Annotated in this window: 20 protein-coding genes and 1 tRNA gene; all 21 read left to right on the top strand. The window is 58.7% G+C overall.

Going from position 1 to position 16,724, the window contains the following annotated elements:
• Positions 1–16 precede the first annotated feature (16 nt).
• The 21 genes from prsW to ACSEXS_RS06415 all read left to right on the top strand — a co-directional run bounded on the left by prsW (position 17) and on the right by ACSEXS_RS06415 (position 16,719).
• The gene (gene prsW / locus ACSEXS_RS06315) at positions 17–709 is read left to right on the top strand and encodes a glutamic-type intramembrane protease PrsW (protein WP_438432313.1); all 693 of its coding nucleotides are present in this window, start codon (positions 17–19) and stop codon (positions 707–709) included.
• Positions 710–750: 41 nt separating this feature from the next.
• On the top strand, positions 751–903 hold the full coding sequence (locus ACSEXS_RS06320) for a hypothetical protein (RefSeq protein WP_438432314.1): 153 nt from the start codon (positions 751–753) through the stop codon (positions 901–903).
• A gap of 127 nt (positions 904–1,030) precedes the next feature.
• Positions 1,031–2,374 carry a germination protein YpeB gene (gene ypeB / locus ACSEXS_RS06325; protein ID WP_438432315.1) on the top strand — a complete coding sequence of 448 codons (1,344 nt, stop codon included), beginning with the start codon at positions 1,031–1,033 and terminating at the stop codon, positions 2,372–2,374.
• A gap of 104 nt (positions 2,375–2,478) precedes the next feature.
• Complete coding sequence (locus tag ACSEXS_RS06330; RefSeq protein WP_438432316.1) at positions 2,479–3,135, top strand: flagellar brake protein; 657 nt, start codon at positions 2,479–2,481, stop codon at positions 3,133–3,135.
• Positions 3,136–3,347: 212 nt separating this feature from the next.
• A complete protein-coding gene (cmk, locus tag ACSEXS_RS06335) occupies positions 3,348–4,010 on the top strand; it encodes a (d)CMP kinase (RefSeq protein ID WP_438432317.1) in 663 nt (220 codons plus the stop codon).
• Between the two features lie 14 nt (positions 4,011–4,024).
• Positions 4,025–4,618: a lysophospholipid acyltransferase family protein gene (locus tag ACSEXS_RS06340; protein WP_438432318.1), complete on the top strand. Its 594-nt coding sequence runs from the start codon at positions 4,025–4,027 to the stop codon at positions 4,616–4,618.
• Between the two features lie 106 nt (positions 4,619–4,724).
• Positions 4,725–6,059: a 30S ribosomal protein S1 gene (rpsA, locus tag ACSEXS_RS06345; protein WP_438432319.1), complete on the top strand. Its 1,335-nt coding sequence runs from the start codon at positions 4,725–4,727 to the stop codon at positions 6,057–6,059.
• A gap of 48 nt (positions 6,060–6,107) precedes the next feature.
• The gene (gene fni, locus ACSEXS_RS06350) at positions 6,108–7,169 is read left to right on the top strand and encodes a type 2 isopentenyl-diphosphate Delta-isomerase (RefSeq protein WP_438432320.1); all 1,062 of its coding nucleotides are present in this window, start codon (positions 6,108–6,110) and stop codon (positions 7,167–7,169) included.
• A 44-nt stretch (positions 7,170–7,213) separates the two neighbouring features.
• Positions 7,214–7,840, top strand: coding sequence for a hypothetical protein (locus ACSEXS_RS06355; RefSeq protein WP_438432321.1), 627 nt, complete (start codon positions 7,214–7,216; stop codon positions 7,838–7,840).
• 146 nt (positions 7,841–7,986) lie between these two features.
• A complete protein-coding gene (der, locus tag ACSEXS_RS06360) occupies positions 7,987–9,309 on the top strand; it encodes a ribosome biogenesis GTPase Der (protein ID WP_438432322.1) in 1,323 nt (440 codons plus the stop codon).
• 12 nt (positions 9,310–9,321) lie between these two features.
• Positions 9,322–9,915 (top strand): glycerol-3-phosphate 1-O-acyltransferase PlsY, encoded by a 594-nt coding sequence (gene plsY / locus ACSEXS_RS06365; protein ID WP_438432323.1) that lies wholly within the window; start codon positions 9,322–9,324, stop codon positions 9,913–9,915.
• Positions 9,916–9,945: 30 nt separating this feature from the next.
• A complete protein-coding gene (locus tag ACSEXS_RS06370) occupies positions 9,946–10,989 on the top strand; it encodes an NAD(P)H-dependent glycerol-3-phosphate dehydrogenase (protein ID WP_438432324.1) in 1,044 nt (347 codons plus the stop codon).
• Positions 10,990–11,126: 137 nt separating this feature from the next.
• Complete coding sequence (locus ACSEXS_RS06375; protein ID WP_438432325.1) at positions 11,127–11,411, top strand: stage VI sporulation protein F; 285 nt, start codon at positions 11,127–11,129, stop codon at positions 11,409–11,411.
• 142 nt (positions 11,412–11,553) lie between these two features.
• Entirely contained in the window at positions 11,554–11,895 is a 342-nt protein-coding gene (locus tag ACSEXS_RS06380) for a 2Fe-2S iron-sulfur cluster-binding protein (protein WP_438432326.1), read from the top strand.
• Positions 11,896–12,226: 331 nt separating this feature from the next.
• Positions 12,227–13,705: a stage IV sporulation protein A gene (gene spoIVA, locus ACSEXS_RS06385; RefSeq protein WP_438432327.1), complete on the top strand. Its 1,479-nt coding sequence runs from the start codon at positions 12,227–12,229 to the stop codon at positions 13,703–13,705.
• Positions 13,706–13,990: 285 nt separating this feature from the next.
• Complete coding sequence (hbs, locus tag ACSEXS_RS06390) at positions 13,991–14,263, top strand: non-specific DNA-binding protein Hbs (protein ID WP_438432328.1); 273 nt, start codon at positions 13,991–13,993, stop codon at positions 14,261–14,263.
• A gap of 216 nt (positions 14,264–14,479) precedes the next feature.
• Positions 14,480–14,556: transfer RNA gene (locus ACSEXS_RS06395), tRNA-Pro, on the top strand.
• Between the two features lie 248 nt (positions 14,557–14,804).
• Positions 14,805–15,212 carry a sigma factor-like helix-turn-helix DNA-binding protein gene (locus ACSEXS_RS06400; protein ID WP_438432329.1) on the top strand — a complete coding sequence of 136 codons (408 nt, stop codon included), beginning with the start codon at positions 14,805–14,807 and terminating at the stop codon, positions 15,210–15,212.
• A 73-nt stretch (positions 15,213–15,285) separates the two neighbouring features.
• The gene (locus ACSEXS_RS06405) at positions 15,286–15,783 is read left to right on the top strand and encodes a hypothetical protein (RefSeq protein ID WP_438432330.1); all 498 of its coding nucleotides are present in this window, start codon (positions 15,286–15,288) and stop codon (positions 15,781–15,783) included.
• Between the two features lie 170 nt (positions 15,784–15,953).
• Complete coding sequence (locus tag ACSEXS_RS06410) at positions 15,954–16,373, top strand: hypothetical protein (RefSeq protein ID WP_438432331.1); 420 nt, start codon at positions 15,954–15,956, stop codon at positions 16,371–16,373.
• Positions 16,348–16,719 (top strand): minor capsid protein, encoded by a 372-nt coding sequence (locus ACSEXS_RS06415; RefSeq protein WP_438432332.1) that lies wholly within the window; start codon positions 16,348–16,350, stop codon positions 16,717–16,719. Before ACSEXS_RS06410 ends, ACSEXS_RS06415 begins: the two co-directional genes overlap by 26 nt.
• Positions 16,720–16,724 lie beyond the last annotated feature (5 nt).

Consider the following 16,724-nt stretch of genomic DNA (forward strand, 5'->3'; position numbering starts at 1 on the left):
ATGAGGTTATATGCGAATGGCACTTTCCCTGATTGCCGCCGCCGCGGCTCCCGGCTGCGCCCTGTTGGCTTATCTGTACCTCAAAGACCGCTACGAGTCCGAACCGATCAAGCTGGTGCTGCGGATGTTTCTCTGCGGCGCGCTCGCCGTCTTTCCCTTGATGGTGCTGCAGCGCTCGTTCGTGCTCGGGTTCGGCGATAATACGTTCCTGTTCTCTTTCGTCTATTCCGCCGGTATGGAAGAGGCGGTGAAGTGGCTGATCCTGTACGTGCTGATCTACAAGCACGTCGAATTCGACGAGCCGTACGACGGCATCGTCTATGCGGCCGCCGTGTCGCTCGGCTATGCCACGGTCGAGAACATCATGTATGCTCTCGTCAATTACACGACCTTCTCGCAGATTATGATCCGGGCGCTTCTGCCGGTCTCGGGTCACGCCCTCTTCGGAATTTTTATGGGCTACTATCTCGGAAAAGCGAAGTTTCAGCCCGGCCCGGCCCGAAAGACGCTGGCCTTCTCGCTCCTGCTGCCGATTCTGTATCACGGCATATTCGACTTCATCTTAACGGATTACAACTCCCATACCGTCTGGTTCATCGTCCCGTTCATGGTCCTGCTGTGGAGCTGGTCGCTGTGGAAAATCAAGAACGCCAACATGGCCTCTCCGCTCCGAGTGGCGGTGGACGAGGAGTTTAATCTGCGCGCCTGACAGCCATACTGTAGGGTATATGACTCCATGGAGGGTATGCCATGACAGCACGCGTCAAAGTGCGGATCCGCTGCCGCCGATGCGGCGAGAATTACGTTTTGAAGGGCGTCCGGTCGAAGGGCCGGATCGACACCGGCTTCAAACGCTGCCTGTGCGACAACGACAGGGAGCTGGATATCGAAGAGCTGGAATGAGGGCTTGCCGCAGGCGAGCTCTTTTTTTTGTGCTGGCGGCGGTTTTTGGACCGTTTTGCATAAAGCGGATTCGACGGAAGAAACCTATGCGGGAGGAAAGAATGCGCAGGAAGGGAGCATGATTCGCATGTACAAAACCATCAGCGCGGTCGTAATGCCGATCGCCGTGCTCGCCGCCGTCGGCCTCGGCGTGTGGGGGTATCAGGTGAACACCGAGAAGAACACCATTCTCATCAAAGCCGAAAACCAGTACCAGCGTTCCTTTCACGACCTCTCGCACAATGTGGGCCAGCTGCAGCAGGAGCTGGGCGGGATGCTTGCCGTCAATCCGTCCAAGCAGGGGTATTACCGCCGCGAAATGATCAATCTCTGGAGAATTACCAATCAGGCCAAGACGAACATCACCCAGCTGCCGCTGACGATGCTGCCGTTTGACAAGACCCAGGAGCTCTTGCACCGGCTGTCGAAGTTCTCCTACCAGACTTCGATTCGCGACCTGGACGCCAAGCCGCTTACCGATGGGGAAAAGAAGACGCTCCTCTCGCTGTACGAATGCACCAAGGACATCGACAAGGAATTGAGTCAAGTGCAGAACACCATCCTGACCCAAAATCTGCGCTGGATGGATGTCGAGGCCGCCCTCGCCAGCCAGAAAGAGAACCAGGACAACGTGATCATCGACGGATTCAAGACCCTCAACAAGAAGGCCGAAGGGTACAGCGATTTGGATTTCGGTCCCGACGTCATGAAAACGGCGGAACGAAGAGACCTGAACAAGCTTCCGGGCAAAGAAATGAGCGCGGAAGAAGTCCGCAAGATCGCCGAGAAGTTCCTGGGACTGCCGAACAGCTCATCCCTTACCATCACCGAGAACGGACCGGGCACGGAATTCAACTCGTACACCGTGTCCTATCCCACCGGCAAAAATGAAGAACTGACCCTCGATTATTCGAAAAAGGGCGGTCATCTCCTGCAGTTCATGCGTCCCCGCAGCATCGGCACGAAGGTGCTCGACGCCAAGGGCGCGCAGGATGCGGCCAAGGAGTTCCTGGAAGAGCATGGCTTCGCCAACATGAAGCTGATCAATTACGACGAGTACCAGCGGACGGCCGCCTTGACCTTCGCCCAGGAGCATCAGGGCGTGCTGGTTTACCCGGAAGCGGTGATGCTGAACGTGGCTCTCGACGACGGGCAGGTGACGGATATGCGGGCGGCCAACTACCATTTCGAGAAGAAGGACCGTTCCTTCGGAAAGCCGAAGCTTACCGAGAAAGAAGCCCGCAAGGAGCTGGCCCCGAGCTTTCAGGTGTTGTCCACGCGCGAGGCGCTTATCGAGAACGAGCTCGGAGAGCAGGTCCGCTGCCACGAATTCTTCGGCAAGGCCAACGGGCAGATGTACAGGGTATTCATCAACAGCGAGAACGGCTACGAGGAGAAAGTTATCAACCTGCACGACGGCGCGGGAGCTTAACCCGGTTCTCGGCCGAGAATGATTTCCTGATATTCAGCGAAGCAACCTCATGCTATAATCTCCCTGTATGCGGTCCGCGCCTTGCGGGCCGCACCATTCGGGAGGTGCGGGGGTTGCTTCCAAGCATTAATCAGGTTCTCTACATGCAAGTCAATTCCATCGACGAAGCGGAAGCCAGCCAGGAGTACAAGTCCCGGATCGCCGATATTTCCGAGGGCCAGATGGCCATCGAGATTCCCATCAACGAGAAGACCGGCCGGCTCAAGCGCCTCATGGAGGGGGACGAGCTGTCGGCCTACTTCGTGACGCAGGACGGCTTCAAGCATTATTTCACCACCGAGGTCATCGGCTTCCGCGAGGATGTCATCCGCCTCGTGCTCATCCGCAAGCCCGCGATCGAGGAGATCGCCAAGATCCAGCGCCGCAGCTTCCTTCGGGTGGCGGCCGATTTGGAGCTGTCGGTCAAGCTCCCGAGCGGGCGGTACTTCGTTACCCGGACGGACGACGTCGGCGGCGGCGGCCTGTCCTTCCTGTCCGACAAGGATACGGCGTTCGAGGCCGAGCAGGAAGTGGCCTGCTGGCTGCTCGTTCCCCATCGCGGCAAGATCGAGCACATCCGGTTCACCGGCGAGGTCATCCGCGAACAGACGATGGAGACCCGCAAGATCTGCATGCTGCGCTACAAGACGATCTCCGAGAAGGATCGGCAGCGGATCATCCGCTTCTGTTTCGAGCGGCAGATCGAGTCGAGAAAAAATTGATCCGAACCGCCCGCGCCCGTGCGTTCGGCTTTACAGCGGGGAGCCTGTTTTGGTATACTTTCTGATGTTGGGCAGGCAAGCGCCTGCTTTTTTCGTCGAGGGATGCGCTTCCTTCGAGCGCTCCGCTTGACGCGGAGCGCGCGCGATTACGTTCACGGCGCGTTTGACCGTATACGGATGAGGTCAAAGCGGCCGATTGGGGGCAACTCAACTTGAATCGGATCAACATCGCTCTCGACGGGCCGGCAGGAGCAGGCAAAAGCACGGTGGCACGGCTGGTGGCAAGCGCACTCGGGTTTGTCTATGTGGACACCGGCGCCATGTACCGGGCGGTAACCTGGAAAATCCTGCAGCTTGGACTTCGCCCGGACGACGCGGAAGAAGTGGCCCGGGCTACCCGGAACATGGAGATTCGACTGGCCCGCTCCGAGCAGGGGCAGCTTGTCTTCGTGGACGGGGAAAACGTTACGGATTACATACGATCGGCGGACATCAACCGCAACGTGTCGTTTATTGCCCAGAACCGCGAAGTGCGCCGGCTTCTCGTGGAGAAGCAAAAGGAGCTTGCGCGGGAGAAGGGCGTCGTCATGGACGGCCGCGATATCGGCACGAGCGTGCTTCCCGATGCGGAAGTGAAGGTGTTCTTGACGGCCAGCGCGCGGAGGCGGGCGGAGCGGCGATACGCGGAGGCGGGCACCCCGGAGCAGACGATCGAGGAGATGGAAGCCGAGATTTCCCGGCGCGATCAAATCGACACGAATCGCGAAGCCTCGCCGCTTCGCCGGGCGGATAACGCCATCCTGCTGGATACCACCGAGATGGAGCTTGCCGAAGTGGTCGAAGCCGTATTGTCCATGTGCCGATCTTATGTGTAGCGGAGGAGCCGCCGATGATTTACCAGGTTTGCCGGTCTTTGGCCGGTGTGTTCTATTCGGTTGTGTTCCGGTTGGAAGGCCGGGGTATGGAGAATGTCCCCTCGGAAGGGCCGGTCATTCTTTGCGCCAACCATACCAGCAACCATGACCCGCTCGTGGTAGCCGTTTGCTTGAAGAAACGTCCGGTCACGTTCATGGCCAAGGCGGAGCTGTTTCGCGTTCCGGTTCTCGGGCCGCTGATCCGCAAGCTGGGCGCTTTTCCCGTCAAGCGCGGCGGGGTGAGCAAGGAATCGATCAAGCATTCGATCGAACTGCTCAAATCGGGCAAGGTCATCACCATATTTCCCGAAGGAAGCCGCTCGAACAGCGGCGGAGCCGGGAAGAAGGGGGCGGCTATGCTGGCCCTGCGTTCGCAGGCCGCGGTCGTACCCATTGCGATTCTAGGCAGCTATAAGCCATTTCACCGAACGACCGTCATTTACGGACCGCCCGTCGATCTCGCGGAATTTGCGGACGGCGGTTCCGACCAGCTGGAGGCCGCCACGGAAAAAATCATGTCGGTTATCCGAAATATGGTTACAACCCATAAAAAGCTGGGTAAAAATTGATTGAAGTGAATGGAAATGGTATCTTGGAACTATACTACTCATACATTATGTTTATTTTACCCATTTTGTAGCTGTTGGGTTGTTAAACGTTAGGAGGTTATCGGTTATGACGGAAGAAAACAAAGTGCAAGGGAACTCTACACCTGAAACGGGAGTAAACCCGGAAGCCGCCCCCCAAGCCACCGGTGAAGAAACCGTAGCTCATGTCGAGCCCGAAACGGTGGAGGAAGCAAACGCAGCGGCGGAAGTATCCGCACCCGATGTTGAAGAAGACGCTTATGGCGTCGCGCTGCTGAAGAAGGGGACGGTCGTCCGCGGCAAAATCGTCAAGGTGGACGATGACCAAGCATTTGTCGATATCGGCTACAAGTACGACGGCATCATCCCGATCCGTGAGCTGTCCTCCGTCCAGGTCGGCAGCGCTCAGGACGTCGTAGAAGTCGGCCAGGAAGTCGAACTGAAGGTCGTCTCCCTGAATGACGAGAAGGAGAAGCTTGTCCTCTCCAAGCGCGCCATTGACAGCGAGAATGCTTGGTCCGATCTGCAGGCCAAGCAGGATTCCAAGGAAGTCATCGAAGCGAAGGTCGTGGACGTCGTCAAAGGCGGACTCGTCGTGGACGTGGGCCTGCGCGGCTTCATCCCGGCTTCCATGGTCGAACGTCACTTCGTTGAAGATTTCAGCGATTACAAAGGCCGCGTTCTTCGTCTGCGCGTGAAGGAACTGGACCGCGAGAAGAACAAGGTCATCCTGTCCCAGAAGGATGTTCTGGACGAAGAATACGAAGCCAAGAAGCAGGAAATCCTGGCCGGCATCACCCCTGGACAAGAAATCGAAGGCACGGTTCAGCGCCTTACCCCGTTCGGCGTATTCGTCGATGTGGGCGGAGTCGACGGCCTGGTGCATATCTCCGAAATGTCCTGGAGCCATGTCGAGCATCCTTCCGAGATCGTCAAGGAAGGCGACCAGGTTCGCGTGAAGGTGCTTAAGGTCGATCCGGCCAACGAGCGCATCAGCCTGAGCCTCAAGGCGGCTCAACCGGGTCCGTGGCAGCGCGTCAAGGAAGAGCTGGAAATCGGCTCCATCGTGACCGGTACCGTTAAGCGTCTGGCGAGCTTCGGCGCTTTCGTCGAAGTGCTGCCCGGCGTGGAAGGTCTGGTTCACATTTCCCAGATCGCCCATCGTCACATCGGCACTCCGCATGAAGTGCTGAAGGAAGGCGAGCAGGTGAACGTGAAGATTCTGGATATCAATCCGGATGAGAAGCGCGTCAGCCTGTCCATCAAGGAAACGGAAGAAGCTCCGGCTCAATCGACCCGTCCGGAACGCGGCGAACGTGGCGAACGCCGTCAGCCGAAGGAAACGATCTCCGACGAGTACAACCAGGCCCTTAACCTTACCCTGGGCGAACGCTTCGGCGACAAGCTGAGCAAATTTAAATGAGATCGGCTTAAGCGGCATGATCTTGAATAAGTAAGCGGAGGTTGAACCATGCGCATCTCGCGCAAAATGGAGCATATCCATCACGCACTCCGGCAGGAGCCGACCGGCGCAAACGGGCTGAATGATGTTCACCCTGTGCCGGCCGGCCTTCCGGAGCAAGCGTTCGGCTCCGTCTCCCTTGCTGTCCGATTCGGCGAACTCACCTTGAGTTCGCCGATTGTCGTTAATGCGATGACCGGCGGAGCAGGGGAGACGGAAGCCGTCAACCGGGCGTTGGCGGAGGCGGCGGCCGAATGCGGCCTCGCGATGGCGGTAGGCTCGCAGATGGCCGCGCTTCGCAGCCCGGAAGTCGATTCCACCTATCGGGTGGTGCGGCAGGTCCATGCCAAGGGTGTGCTGTTCGCCAACCTGGGCTCGGAGGCGACCGTCGACCAAGCCAAGCGGGCGGTGGACATGCTGGAAGCGAATGCGCTACAAATCCACCTGAACGTGATGCAGGAGCTGGTCATGCCGGAAGGCGACCGGGATTTCACTGGAGCTTGCCGCCGGATCGAGGCCATCGTCAAGGCGGTGGAGGTGCCGGTGATCGTCAAGGAAGTCGGCTTCGGCCTGAGCCGGGAGACGGCGGAACGGCTCGCCCAAGCGGGCGTGCCGCTTCTTGACGTGGGCGGGCGCGGAGGGACCGACTTCGCGGCGATCGAGAATGCCCGCCGGGACCGGCCGATCGAGTGGCTGGGCGGCTGGGGTATTCCGACGGCCGCGTCGCTCTTGGAGGCGGGAGCTTGGTACCCGCCGGGCCGGATTATGGCGAGCGGCGGGCTCCGGAACAGCCGCGATATTGTAACGGCTCTGCTGCTCGGGGCAGCCGCCGCCGGAATGGCGGGGAAGCTGCTGCGCGTGGTGCAGGAAGAAGGCGCCGAAGGGCTGGTCGGCTTCGTGCGCCGGACCGAGGAGGGCATCCGGCTGCTCATGACCGCCCTGGGAGCCGGTTCGATTCCCGAGCTGTGGCAGGTTCCCGCCGTGATCGGCGGCGAGACGGCCCACTGGTGCCGGGAACGGGGAATCGACACCTCCGCCATTGCACGCAGGGTCCGTAACATCGGCCTCTAATTCGCCCATACTATCGGTATCGCGCAGCGAAAGAGGGGTGGGCCATGCATGCGGGGGCGCTGGGATACGTCTATCTGATCGGCACGCTGATCCTGTTTGCCACCGGCTGGGAAACGGTCATCGCCCGGGGTATTCGCCCGCGGCGGGTGGTGGTGTTCGGGGCCTTGGCGGTTCTGTTCTCGCTCTCGAGCTTTCCGTTCACCGGACTTACGGTGCGGGGAACGGCGATCATTCTGCTGCTGTTCGTCGCCTACGATATCGGCATGCTGAAAACCGGCATCGAACGGATCGCCGTCCTCTGCGCCGGCGTATTCCTGGCAGCGGCGGGGCATCTGACCGGGGAATGGGCGGTAACCGCTCCGTCGATGATTCTGACGACGCCGGAGATCGACTACGCCCTGGTGCTGGCCGGAGTGCTCGGGCTGTGCCTGCGCGATCCCCGCTACCAATTGCCGGTGATGTCCGTGGCGCTGCTTCTGCTGGATTTGACCAACATCGTCGAGCTGCCCGTCTATGCGGAGCGGGAGTGGGCCGGCCAGGCGTTTTGGGACGAATGGTGGCTGACCCTCTGGGCCGCCCGCTTGGTCTCGCTGATCTGCATCCTCCATATCGGAGCGTGGCGGTATCTCGAGGGGAAATGGCAGCGGTTTCCGTTTCGCCGGATACGCTGATACCCCTCGTGGAGGACAGACCGGGAAGCGGCTCCAAGCCGTCTGTTCCCCTTTTTCATTCAACGGGTAAAGTAGCCAAGGCTGTGCAAGTTTGGTATGATGTAGCTTGTGAAAATTATGCGCAAATAGAGACAGGAGTGAACCCCATGGCAAAACCCGTGATTGCCATCGTCGGACGCCCCAATGTGGGGAAGTCGACGATCTTCAATCGATTGGTCGGGGATCGGCTGGCCATCGTCGAAGACCGTCCGGGAATTACCCGGGATCGGCTGTACGGGACGGGGGAATGGCTGGACAAGCCGTTCAGCGTCATCGACACCGGCGGTATCGAGATCGACGGAGAGGACGAAATGTTGAAGTCGATCCGCGTGCAGGCGGAGCTGGCGATCGAGGAATCGGACGTCATCATCTTCATGGTGGACGCCAAAGCGGGGCTGACGCCCCAGGACGAGGAAGTCGGCCAGCTGCTGTTCCGGTCCGGCAAGCCCGTCGTCGTCGCCGTCAACAAAACCGACAATATCAAGATGCAGGAAAGCATCTATGAATTCTACAGCCTCGGCTTCGGCGAACCGATTCCGATCTCGGGCGCCCACGGCATCGGCATCGGCGATCTGCTCGAGGAGGCTGTCAAGCATTTTCCCGAGGAGGAGGACGATCCGTACGGCGAGGAGGTCATCCGCGTCGCGCTGATCGGCCGGCCGAACGTCGGCAAATCGTCGCTCGTCAACGCGATATTGGGCGAGGACCGCGTCATCGTCAGCCCCGTGGCGGGCACGACGCGGGATGCCATCGACTCCCCCTTTGAGCGGGACGGGCAGAAGTTCGTGCTGATCGACACCGCCGGTATGCGCAAGCGCGGCAAGGTCTACGAGAATGTGGAGAAGTACAGCGTCATGCGGGCGATGAAGGCGATCGAGCGGGCGGACGTGGTACTCGTCGTCCTGAACGGCGAGGAAGGCATCATCGAGCAGGATAAGCACATCGCCGGCTTCGCCCATGAAGCGGGGAAGGCTTGTCTGTTCGTCGTGAACAAATGGGACGTGGTAGAGAAGGACGACAAGACCATGCAGCGGTTCACCCAGACGATCCGCGACCACTTCCTGTTCATGACCTATGCGCCGGTGGTCTTCTTGTCCGCGAAGACGAAGCAGCGGCTGCACAAGCTCCTGCCGGTCGTGGCTGAGGTCGCCGAGCATCACGCGATGCGAATCCCGACCTCGGTACTGAACGATGTGATCAACGATGCCGTATCGGTCACCCCGCCCCCGACGGATAAGGGGAGAAGGCTGCGTATCAACTATGCGACCCAAGTCACCGTGAAGCCGCCGACCATCGTGCTCTTTGTGAACGATCCGGAGCTTATGCATTTCTCGTATACGCGGTTTTTGGAAAACCGGCTGCGGGAATCGTTTAACTTTGAAGGAACCCCTCTGCGGCTCATTACCCGCCGGAAAGCGTCGGACGAATAGGAGACGGTTGTTATGGAATATGTGGCCATTCTGCTCAGTTATCTGCTCGGCTCCATCAGCTTCAGCGTGCTGATCGGCAAGCTGAAGGGCATCGACATCCGCCAGCACGGCAGCGGCAACGCCGGTGCGACCAATACCCTCCGGGTGCTCGGCAAGGGGCCGGGCATCCTGGTATTGGCGCTCGATGTGCTGAAGGGGATCGGCGCCGTATGGATCGGCCGGCTGCTCGGCGACGGAGAAATCTGGGTGGAGATTCTTTGCGGGCTCGCGGTCATCATCGGCCACAACTGGCCGGTATTTTTCCGTTTCAAGGGAGGCAAAGGCATCGCCTCGACGATCGGCGTGTTGGCGACGCTGTGCTTTTGGCCGGCGCTGTTTGCCGGGATTTTTGCCATTCTGTCCATCGCCATCACCCGTTATGTATCCTTGGGAGCTCTCATTTTTACCTTCCTGACCCCGATCTTCCTGCTGCTGACGCATGCCGAGCCCGAGCTGATCTGGAGCAGCCTGGTCATCATGGTGTTCGCCTTCTATCGGCACCGGTCCAATATCGTCCGCCTTTGGCAGCGGAAAGAAAACAAACTCGGAGCCAAGCGGTCGCTCTGACCGCAAACGGACGGGAAAGGGGAATGCGGGTTGGCTAGAAAAGCAGCAGTGATGGTAGCGGGAAGTTGGGGAACGGCACTGGCTACGGTGCTGGCGAACAACGGGCACGAGGTTGCCCTATGGTCGCGCAACGAGGAGCAGGTGCAGGAAATCAACACCCAGCACACGAATCAACGATTTCTTCGCGATGTGACGCTCTCCGAGCGGATTCGGGCCACGGCCTCGATGGAGGAAGCGCTGAAGGGTGCGGAAGCCGTCATTCTGGTCGCCCCTTCATCGGCTATGCGCCAGGTGGCGGCTCAGGTCGGGCGATATCTGGACCCCGCTTCTGTGCTGGTTCATGCCACCAAAGGCTTCGAGCCGGAGACGCTGAAGCGGATGACGCGGGTCATCGCCGAAGAGATTCCGGCTTACGACCCGAGCCGGCTCGTCGTCTTGTCCGGACCGAGCCACGCGGAAGAGGTCGTGCTGCGCTGCCCGACGACGACCGTCGTCGCGTCCGAGCAGATCGAAGCGGCCGAAGCGGTGCAGGACCTGTTCATGAGCGGCTATTTTCGGGTATATACGAATCCGGATGTAACGGGCGTAGAGATTGCCGGGGCGCTCAAGAACATCATCGCCCTCGGCGTCGGCATGTCGGACGGCCTGGGCTACGGCGACAACGCCAAGGCGGCGCTTATGACCCGCGGGCTGGCGGAGATTGTCCGCCTCGGGGTAAAGATGGAGGCCAATCCGTTAACCTTCGCGGGACTGGCCGGCATCGGCGACCTGATCGTCACCTGCACCAGCCGCCACAGCCGGAACTGGAACGCCGGCTACCTGCTCGGCCAAGGCAAGCCGCTTCAGGAGGTGCTGGATCATATGGGCATGGTGGTCGAAGGCGTCAAGACCACGCGGTCGGCGTCGGTATTGTCCCGGGAGTTGGACGTGAAGATGCCGATCACGGACGCGCTCTACGAAGTGCTGTTCGAGGGCAAGAACCCCAAGGATGCCGTCGAAGACCTCATGGGCCGCGTTCGGACACATGAGATCGAAGAGGTAGCCCAGGCGGCCGCCTCCAACTGGATCGGCTAGTTCGCTTTTAGAACTGGCAGAGACGATTGCTGACCGAACTTCCCGTAGAGTCGCCGTCCTTCCCGGGCTGCGCCCACACCGGCGGCTAAAAAAACTCATATCCTACCCTAGTCGGCAACGATGGAGGTGGTAGGAGCATGAGCAAAAATGTGTCTAAAGACGTGCTCAATCTGGTCAAGAACAAGACCGGAAAGAACGTGACCGAAAAGGACATCAAGAATATCGCAAGCGGGGTTACTCCGAACACGACGCAGGATGAAAAACAGCTGCGCAAGCTGATCAATCAAGTGTCGACGATGGTGAACATCCCCGTTTCCGAGGAGACGACCAAGGAAATCATCCAGGCCGTGAAGGGAACCGGCGGCAAGATGAACCTCGGCAGTCTCGAATCCCTCATGAAGCTTCTGACGAAGAAAAAATAACCCCAGCCTCACAGTAGAATCAACCGGACTCGGGCAGAGCTCCGGTTCTTTTTCAAGCAGGAGACGGACAGGCCATCGCTTCGGCTCCTGATCGGAGCGATTCCGCTCCACTGCTATTTTGAGAGAAAAGGAGGCGGAGAAGATGCCTCATATTCGCTTTGAACCGGACGGCGTCGACGTGGACGTCCGGCCGGGCACGAGTCTGATGGAAGCGGCGAGGAAGGGAAAGGTCCAGATCCGCTCCCGCTGCGCCGGCATGGCCGGCTGCCTGATGTGCAAGGTTACGGTCGAAGACCAAAGCGGCTTAACCCCGCCGAACCCGGCGGAACGGCAGAAGCTCGGGCCGCTGGCAGCGAGCGGCGTTCGCTTGGCCTGCCAGGCGCGGGTGCATGGGGATGCGGTCGTTCAGGTACCGGAGGACCCGCTCAAGGCGGCGATTCGGGCACAGCTTGCCAAACAGAAGGAAGAGGACTCCCTCTGGTAAGTGGGCGCTTCTCGGATTTTGCCAGATTCCAAATGAAAGAATCGCCCGTCTTCGGACGGCGGGCAAGCGGCGGAAGCCGGCTTTTCCTTCTTCGGAGGGAGGAGCCGGTTTTTTGTTTTTGGGCCAAGTTTGCGATTTGCTGGCATATTCTATGAGCGTGCACATATATTTTTACCAGTATAAAGGATGGTACGAGTGTGGTCGCGTGACGAGCCTTCCCATGGAACCGTTCCATGGCCGAAGTCACCTTGAGCTTCGGACCGGTTCTGACCTTAGTGGTTCGCAGGCTTCCGCTTGCTTCGTTACATCAACCTGTAGGAGGAGATCTCAATTGGAGAAAGTTGATATCTTTAAGGACATCGCAGAACGAACCGGCGGGGATATCTACCTGGGGGTCGTGGGGGCCGTGCGCACCGGCAAATCCACCTTCATTAAGCGTTTCATGGAAGCCGGGGTTTTGCCGAACATTCGGAGCGAAGCCGACCGCATCCGTGCGACCGACGAGCTGCCTCAGAGCGCGGCTGGACGAACCATCATGACGACGGAACCGAAGTTCGTGCCGAACAATGCGGTGCAGATTACCGTAGCGGAAGGGCTGAACGTCAACGTCCGCTTGGTGGACTGCGTGGGGTATGCGGTCGAAGGAGCGAAGGGCTATGAGGATGAGAATGGCCCGCGGATGATCAATACGCCCTGGTTCGACGAGCCGATTCCGTTCGAAGAAGCGGCGGAGATCGGCACGCGCAAGGTCATCCAGGAGCATTCCACCCTGGGCGTGGTCGTGACGACCGACGGCACGATCTCGGACATTCCCCGCTCCTCTTATGTATCGGCGGAAGAACGGGTGGTCGCCGAGCTCAAGGAGGTCGGCAAGCCGTTCATCCTGATTATCAACTCCGCCAAGCCGAACAGCGAAGCGGCCCAGGAGCTTCGCGGCGAGCTCTCCGCCAAGTATGACATCCCGGTGCTGGCCCTGAGCGCCGCGACGATGGGCGAGGAGGAGGTCACCGGCGTTCTGCGGGAGGTCCTCTACGAATTCCCCGTTCACGAAGTAAACGTCAACCTGCCGAGCTGGGTTATGGTGCTGAAGGATAACCACTGGCTGCGCAACAGCTTTGAGAATTCCGTCCGCGATACGGTGCAGGACATTCGCCGGCTGCGCGACGTGGACCGCGTGGTCAGCCACTTCGCGGCCTACGACTTCATCGAACGGGCCGCCTTGGCCGACATGAATATGGGCCAGGGCGTCGCCGAAATCGACTTGTACGCCCCGGATGAGCTCTACGACCAGATCCTGATGGAGGTGGTCGGCGTCGAAATCCGCGGCAAGGATCATCTGCTCCAGCTCATGCAGGAGTTCGCCCACGCCAAGCGGGAATACGACCAGTTTGCCGAGGCGCTGGAGATGGTCAAGACGACCGGCTACGGCATTGCGCCGCCGACGTTGGCCGAGATGGCGCTCGACGAGCCGGAGCTGATCCGCCAGGGCTCCCGCTTCGGGGTTCGGCTGAAAGCGACGGCGCCGTCCATCCACATGATTCGGGTAGATGTGGAATCGGAATTCTCGCCGATCATCGGCACCGAGAAGCAGAGCGAGGAACTGGTCCGCTACCTGATGCAGGACTTCGAAGAGAATCCGCTCAAGATCTGGGATTCCGATATTTTCGGCCGGTCGCTTCACTCCATCGTACGCGAGGGCATTCAAGGCAAGCTGGCCATGATGCCCGACAATGCCCGCTACAAGCTGCAGGAAACGCTCGGCCGAATCATCAACGAAGGCTCCGGCGGCCTCATCGCGATTATCCTGTAACGCGCTTTCGTCCCCGCTCCGCGGCATCCGCCGCGGGGCTTTTTTGCGGAACGGAACGGTGGCTTTGCCCCTTTGAAGGAAGAAAACGCTTGCAAAGGCAAAAAACCGGACTGTAGAGCCATTTTTGGGAGCGCCGACACTTGAAATTGCCCCGGTGGTGTATTACTATAAATCTGTCCTGAAGCGTGGGAGTTTCAGGAATTTTCGCGGATTGGCGTATATTTCCTTACGAAAACGTGAAGACAGATTGATAGGTACTTCTTCGTCCTTAAGGAGGTGAATGACATGAATAAAACGGATTTGATCACGAAGGTGGCTGAAACGTCCGAGCTTTCCAAGAAGGACGCAACCAAGGCGGTGGAAGCCGTGTTCGACGCCATCACGGAAGCTCTTCAAGCCGGAGATAAGGTTCAGCTCGTCGGCTTTGGCAACTTCGAGGTTCGCGAACGTTCCGCCCGCAAGGGCCGCAACCCGCAGACCGGGGAAGAGATCGATATTGAAGCAAGCAAGGTAGCGTCCTTCAAGGCGGGCAAGACGCTGAGAGAAGGCCTCCGCTAATCGCCAAGACCGGTTCGGGATTCGGACCCTGCGAATAGTCGTACATACGCTGCTCGTCGACGGAACTCCTAATCCATAGCCGTTAAAAAATCGTGCCGCTCTTTTGGAGCGCACGTTTTTTTATACCAAGCGACTTAGCAAAAAGATGGTTGACAATCGCCTGCCGATGTTATAAACTCTTTCTTGCGGCCGAAAAAGGCAGCAAAATTGCAGTGTCGGGGTATAGCGCAGTCTGGTAGCGCGCACCCTTGGGGTGGGTGAGGTCGCACGTTCAAATCGTGTTACTCCGACCATGAGAAGGACATCGTCATGACGATGTCCTTTTCCTTTTCTCTAGGTAAGGATAAAGCGTCTCCGGTTCGACAGGCTGTCGGGCGGAAGCGCCTTTTTTATAGGCAGAATGATAATAATATTATCAATTTCGAGCGGTAAGATAGCGAATGATGAACTTGATATCAAAATGAGACTTTTTGCGGTTCATTCTGAGGTAGAATAGAGATAACCAAAAACCGAACATGTGTTTGGATTAAGGAGCAATGCTATGGGAACAGCGGGAACGGTGAAGAGGAATCAGGAGCATACGGAAGTTCGCTGCGTGGTCACAGTCACCGCCGGGCTGCAACGAGAAGCCGGGATTAAGCTGCTTCTCCGCGACTTTTATCCGATCGCCGAAAGGCGTTATACCGGAGATTACGCGGCTTGCGATCTTTTGCTTGATTTGCAGGATGCACTGAAGGAAGCGAAGCTGACCGATCGGCAGCGCGAAGTTCTCTCGCTGATGTACGGCCCCCGTCAGCTCACCCAATCGGAAACGGCGCTTGCGGCGGGCATTGCCCAAAAGAATGTCAGCCTTCACCTGGGAGCGGCCGTAGCCCGGATCGCCCATGTATTTCGCAGTTGGGAGAATTGCGGCAGCAAGACCGAGGTTCAGGCGTCAAGAGCCGGATAATGAAACAATCGGGTTAAGGGCAGTCGGTAGGAATTAGGATCAAAAGGGTTTACCTGAAAGGAGCAAAATTCAGATGAATGGTCATGAACACTATCAAAGGCTCGGCTCGGCAATCACGGAAGCGATCCGGCTTGGTCTTCCTTATCCTTACAAAAGCGTTGTCTATCAAGTAACGGACCGTACGGAAAGAAACGCTCTGATCGAATTGGTCACCTGTCATTACCTCACGGCTCTTGGCGGATGTCGCCCAAAGGAAGAAGTGATGAATGGACTGACCGACGCGATTCTGTTCGAGGAGTTGAGGGACCGGCATCCCGACAAAGCGATGCGTACCGAATATCCGATTCTGAGCGAATGGCAGCTTCAGGTGCGGCACAAGCGAGAGGTATCGGATTATGCGGCCAAAGATTACACGGCCGAACGAGTATCCGCCCGTCCGCCCATAAGACGGGTGCGAACGGCTTATGAAACGGCCTATGTGGATAGCTTGGCCAGGATACGCGAAGCTGCGAGAGCGGCTAAGGACGAACAAAGTACCCGAGTTGGTGCAGCGGCGGTTTCGACCGGTTGAGAGATTTTAAAAGGGAAGGTATATTTTTGCCCTCTAGCCGCCCTTAAGTTATGAGGGAAGCGTTTCAGCTTCTTTCGTCCAGCGGATTCCCATCCGCCGTCCAGACGCGGCAAGACGATAAACTCTGCGGAATTCATGCGCGACGCGGCGCACCATCGCGGGAGGCCATCATGAGGATACACCCGAAGCCGGAGACCAAGCCGGAAAAGACCTTTACCCAGGAGGAACTGGACGCGCTGATCACGGAACGGCTCAGTCGTGAACGGCGAAAATATGCTTCCGCCGCCGAATTGAGGCGCAGATTGGCCGAGCTTGAGCGACGTGAAGCCGAACGGCTGCGGACCCAGGCTACTGAACGGAAACGGTTGGAGAAAGAACGAACGGAATGGCTGCGGCACATGCGCGAACGGGATCGCCTTGGCCGGGAAGGGCTGGCTGCAGCATGCGAGCACCTCCTGCAGGCCGAGTTCTTGTTATCTTCCGTTAAGGCAAGCCTACTGGCGGAAGACTCGTATCCATGGCCTCAGAACGAAGCCGCATCCTGCGGCGGAACAGGAGAAGCGGATGCTGAAGATTGGCGAGGTTTGTGAGCTGGTAAGCGCGCTCGTTACGGACATGCCATTTGTTATCAATGATTTCTCGCCCGAAGACCCCGACGATTGCGGCTATTGCCGTCTGATGCCGGGGCGGGAACCGAGCCGGACAACCCCTCGGGCCTATCCCGGTTTGTTGATCGTGATCCGATCTCCGGGAATGTCTGCGGCAGAGTCGGCCTCGAATTCCCTTTTTGCAAGCCTGCGCAACCAAACGGAATTTGCCTGCGGCCAGACGCGGGTGATCGCCTGCGAAGCGGACCAGTCCGCTCCTTGCTACATCGGCAAGGACGAGGCCGGACGCGCGCTGTATAGCCAGCAATTTACCCTAACCTTACTCTAGGAGGA

The sequence above is a fragment of the Gorillibacterium terrae genome (genome assembly GCF_051594785.1).
In the GTDB taxonomy this organism is placed as follows: domain Bacteria; phylum Bacillota; class Bacilli; order Paenibacillales; family NBRC-103111; genus Gorillibacterium.

Excerpts from the sequence above, each read along its gene's own strand:
- ACSEXS_RS06340 (WP_438432318.1), top strand. The coding sequence starts at position 4,025 with ATGATTTACCAGGTTTGCCGGTCTTTGGCCGGTGTGTTCTATTCGGTT.
- ACSEXS_RS06380 (WP_438432326.1), top strand. The coding sequence starts at position 11,554 with ATGCCTCATATTCGCTTTGAACCGGACGGCGTCGACGTGGACGTCCGG.
- ACSEXS_RS06400 (WP_438432329.1), top strand. The coding sequence starts at position 14,805 with ATGGGAACAGCGGGAACGGTGAAGAGGAATCAGGAGCATACGGAAGTT.
- rpsA (WP_438432319.1), top strand. The coding sequence starts at position 4,725 with ATGACGGAAGAAAACAAAGTGCAAGGGAACTCTACACCTGAAACGGGA.
- der (WP_438432322.1), top strand. The coding sequence starts at position 7,987 with ATGGCAAAACCCGTGATTGCCATCGTCGGACGCCCCAATGTGGGGAAG.
- ypeB (WP_438432315.1), top strand. The coding sequence starts at position 1,031 with ATGTACAAAACCATCAGCGCGGTCGTAATGCCGATCGCCGTGCTCGCC.
- plsY (WP_438432323.1), top strand. The coding sequence starts at position 9,322 with ATGGAATATGTGGCCATTCTGCTCAGTTATCTGCTCGGCTCCATCAGC.
- ACSEXS_RS06355 (WP_438432321.1), top strand. The coding sequence starts at position 7,214 with ATGCATGCGGGGGCGCTGGGATACGTCTATCTGATCGGCACGCTGATC.
- fni (WP_438432320.1), top strand. The coding sequence starts at position 6,108 with ATGCGCATCTCGCGCAAAATGGAGCATATCCATCACGCACTCCGGCAG.
- ACSEXS_RS06320 (WP_438432314.1), top strand. The coding sequence starts at position 751 with ATGACAGCACGCGTCAAAGTGCGGATCCGCTGCCGCCGATGCGGCGAG.
- ACSEXS_RS06405 (WP_438432330.1), top strand. The coding sequence starts at position 15,286 with ATGAATGGTCATGAACACTATCAAAGGCTCGGCTCGGCAATCACGGAA.
- ACSEXS_RS06410 (WP_438432331.1), top strand. The coding sequence starts at position 15,954 with ATGAGGATACACCCGAAGCCGGAGACCAAGCCGGAAAAGACCTTTACC.
- hbs (WP_438432328.1), top strand. The coding sequence starts at position 13,991 with ATGAATAAAACGGATTTGATCACGAAGGTGGCTGAAACGTCCGAGCTT.
- ACSEXS_RS06375 (WP_438432325.1), top strand. The coding sequence starts at position 11,127 with ATGAGCAAAAATGTGTCTAAAGACGTGCTCAATCTGGTCAAGAACAAG.
- prsW (WP_438432313.1), top strand. The coding sequence starts at position 17 with ATGGCACTTTCCCTGATTGCCGCCGCCGCGGCTCCCGGCTGCGCCCTG.
- ACSEXS_RS06415 (WP_438432332.1), top strand. The coding sequence starts at position 16,348 with ATGCTGAAGATTGGCGAGGTTTGTGAGCTGGTAAGCGCGCTCGTTACG.